This is a genomic window from Allobosea sp. 10L422, assembly GCF_056395345.1.
Window position 1 is genome coordinate 1 of sequence record NZ_JBFTJI010000033.1, and the last position, 1,283, is coordinate 1,283.

1 protein-coding gene is annotated in these 1,283 nt (G+C 53.2%); it reads right to left on the reverse strand.

What is annotated here, in order from left to right; all coding sequences use genetic code 11:
- Window positions 1-1,283: acyltransferase family protein (locus AC1DEZ_RS27680; RefSeq protein ID WP_476781349.1), on the reverse strand; the 1,283-nt coding region annotated here is incomplete at both ends.

Genomic DNA, 1,283 nt, shown 5'->3' on the forward strand with positions numbered 1-1,283 from the left:
TGTGCGACACGCCAAATTTGTCGGCCCAATACCTAACTTCGTGGTCCCTGGAGAGGTTGATAACTGAGTGATCCTGCGGGCCGCGGGAATAATCGGTCTCTGCCATCTCGGCCTCTCCCTGCTGCGCAGTTCGTCCTGCCAGCCCGTCTGCTTCTGACGGCCCCATCGATTGCCTTCTCTGGATTGCTGCGGCGAGTATCCTGCCCGCTGCAATGCCCGGCTTCTCGATCCACCGGTACGCCAGATCGGCGGTCACAATGATGAGGGGGATGCTGACGATCGTCAGAACGAGCATGTTCGATGGCACAGACAACCGAAAGAGCACCCACGCGACGCCCGAAATGACCGGATAGTGACAAAGGTAAATTGAATATGATCGTTGTCCAAAATATAGCGCAGCCGGACTCTTGAGAGTAACCGCATAGAGTTCATCCAACGCTGTCTTGTGGTGAACTGCTGTGTTGGAGAGGCCAAAGAACACGACCATCCAAACCAAAACGGGACGCAATGGCTCAAACGGCAACAACACGATGGCCAGCGCGGTAGCGAATAACAGTCCTTGCGGATTGCAGAGCTTCTCCGAATAGATCAGGCGACTTAGGATGCCGATTGCAAAATAGGAAGCCGCAAGGGGCAAGGCACCAGGCTGGACGGTTGAGAGGCCAAATTTTCGGACCGCCACTTCTGAAGCCGCAACAGCAATCGCCATCGGAATAACCCATTGCCGCTTGTCACGCAGCACGAATAGGATCAATGGCGCGACCAGATAAAATTGCCATTCAAGCGATATGCTCCAAGCCGGCATGTTGAAGGCGTATTCGGAATAGCTAAGGATGTTATTTGAAATGGCGCCATGCATCATGAAAAGATGAGAGAATAGATGCATCGGCAAATGAGCTCGATCGCTCGATGCGACCTCGTTCACTACTCTTGCGAACTCTGGATCGCCAAAACCCGGCGCGCTGAGGGCCGACGCAAGCAACTCACTTGTGAAGAAACCGAAAAAGCATGTCACCGCAAACAGTGGAAAAATTCGAGCAAACCTTCGAATAATATAGGGGACATAGCCCTCCTGCTTCTCCAGAATGACATGGGTTATGACAAACCCACTTATGATAATGAAGACCAGCACGGACGGAAGACCGACGGCTCGAAGAAGCGAGCTCACGCCATTGGCGTTGAACGCCGAGATGTAGGCGAGGTGAGAAAACACGACCGACCAGGCAAGGATGCCTCGAAGTCCTTCTATAGCCACAAACATTTTGGGCCGAACGGTCAAAGGT